Origin of the sequence: Methylobacterium aquaticum (assembly GCF_001043915.1) — a bacterium.
Classification (GTDB): domain Bacteria; phylum Pseudomonadota; class Alphaproteobacteria; order Rhizobiales; family Beijerinckiaceae; genus Methylobacterium; species Methylobacterium aquaticum.
The window spans coordinates 1-2,153 of sequence record NZ_LABX01000437.1; the positions used below are offsets into that span (position 1 = coordinate 1).

The 2,153-nt window shown below is 73.1% G+C and carries 3 protein-coding genes; all 3 read right to left on the reverse strand.

The genetic code is table 11. The features are described 5' to 3' along the window. Positions 1-752, reverse strand: a 752-nt coding sequence (locus tag VP06_RS33050) for an MFS transporter (RefSeq protein WP_156295892.1), incomplete at its 3' end; no start/stop codon positions are given. Positions 753-901: 149 nt separating this feature from the next. Further along, positions 902-1,615 (reverse strand): cell wall hydrolase, encoded by a 714-nt coding sequence (locus tag VP06_RS33055; protein WP_048468064.1) that lies wholly within the window; start codon positions 1,613-1,615, stop codon positions 902-904. Between the two features lie 212 nt (positions 1,616-1,827). After that, positions 1,828-2,153, reverse strand: a 326-nt coding sequence (locus tag VP06_RS33060; protein WP_156295891.1) for a YjiS-like domain-containing protein, incomplete at its 5' end; no start/stop codon positions are given.

Consider the following 2,153-nt stretch of genomic DNA (forward strand, 5'->3'; position numbering starts at 1 on the left):
TCGTGAGGGTAGTGCGTGGTGTTCCCGCGTGTGCGGGCGGCGGGCCCCCCCCCTGCCACGTCTTGGCCCCCACGGACGCGGTGGGGGCCTATTCCCCCCACCCCCCCCCCCCCGTCGCCCCCGCCCCCCCCCGCGGGCCAGGGGGGACGGCGCCAGCGGGGGCTCTCGGGCACGGGGCGGCGCAAGGCGAGGATCCCGAGGCCGAGCACGCCGCCGATGCCGAAGCCGAGGCGCCAGCCGAAATCCGGGTCGAAGAGGTTGGGATCGAGGAGCAGCAGCGCCGCCCCCGCCCCGGCCGCGGCGCCGAGCCAGAAGCTGCCATTGACGATGAGATCGACCCGGCCGCGATACTTGGCAGGAATCAGCTCGTCGATGGCCGAGTTGATCGCCGCGTATTCGCCACCGATGCCGAGCCCGGTGACCAGGCGAAACAGCGCGAAGCTCCAGAAATCCCAGGCGAGCGCGCTGGCGATGACGCCGCCGACATAGATCATCAGCGTGGCGTAGAAGACGAGGCGGCGCCCGAACCGGTCGGTGAGCCAGCCGAAGACCAGGGCGCCGATCACCGCGCCGACGACGTAGAACGACGCCGCCCCGCCGATCTGCTGGATCGTCAGGCCGAGCGCCCGCTTGTCCTGGAGAACCGGGCCGATCGCCCCGACGATGGTGACTTCGAGCCCGTCGAGCACCCAGGTGATGCCGAGCGCGACGACCAGCAGCAGGTGGAAGCGGCTCCACGGCAGCCGGTCCATCCGGGCCGGCACGTCGGTGCGTACCCTCCCCGTCCCGGCGCCCGGCGCCGTTCCTGCTGCTGCCACCACGTCTTCATCCTCCCGCGTCATCCGCGGGAGACTCAAACCGCAGCGGGAGGGTTGCGTTCCGCGCCTGAGGGGCGGGCGGGTCAGCCCGGGCTGCGGCCGGTCTCGGCGGCGGCGACGCGGCAGATGTTGTGGGCGGGACCAAGCTCGGCGAGCGGGGTCTGCGGGGTGCCGCGCGCGACCCGGACCGGATGCGAGGTCCAGCGGGCGGTGCCGGCCGCGCCGGACGGGGCTTGAGCGAGCTGCGTCGCGGCGGCGGCGCGGCGCGGGGTCGCGCCCTCGCGGTCGTACCACGGGCGCTTCTCGTAGAAGGCGTTGCCGCCGGCCAGCGCCACGTAATGCATGTTGCTGTAGGAGAATCGGTAACCGGCGGTGTGGAAGAACATGGCGCCGCCGACCTTGTCGTGGCGCTCGCCGGCCAGGATCGCATCGGCGACCTGCTGCGCCTTCTCGCGCTCGCGGTCCTTCATCGGCTTGTGCAGCACGCCGGTGGCGAATTGGCGCTTCTGGCCGACGACGCCGCAGATCGAGTTCGGATAGGCGGGCGATTCGAGCCGGTTCATCACCACGGTGCCGACCGCGAGCAGGCCCTCCTCGCTCGACCGGTTGGACTCGAAATACATCGCGCGGGCGAGGCATTCCCGGTCGGCATTGGTGACGGCGGCGAGCTGCTTGCGGTTCGGAAGGCTTCCCGTCGTGTCGACCCCGGCGGGCATCAGGCTACAGGCGCCGAGATGCGGCGCCGTGGCGAGAGCCGCGAGGGCGGCCGTGATGGGGAAAGTCCGGTTCCGCGTCATGCAGGCCCCTCTCGTGCATTGCCGGGCACGGCCGATACGGCTGCGCTCGCGGCGACGCTTGGGGCGAAATGTGGCGAAGGCGGGGCACGGATACGCTTCTTAAACCAATCCCTGGTCCAAGCCCGTCGGATCGCCGCGCAGTGATGCAGGCAGGAAACACCGCCGGCTCACGATTCCCGCACCGCCCGACAGGCCCCGGACCGGCGGCCCGATCACGGCCGGTCGAGGGCGGCGCGGGCGTGGGCAGAGGACGCCACGGCGGCTCGGGCCCGGCCCGGGCCATCCCACGGCTGTCCCGCGGGTCTTCGGTCCCCGCCCGGATCCCGCGGCGACAGCGGCCCATAGGTGACTCCGGCCCGCGAGATCTCGCGGCGCAGGCCGATGTCGCGCAGCAACCGGTCGTCGAGCCCGGCCAGGCGCGCATGGTCGCGGCGCCGACGCAGGACCCGCGCGAGGACGCCCTCCCCGGGCGGGCCGCTCCCGGGGGTGCCGGAGCGGCCGGGGACGAAGAGGCGGCGAATCAGCGGCAGCATGGGCG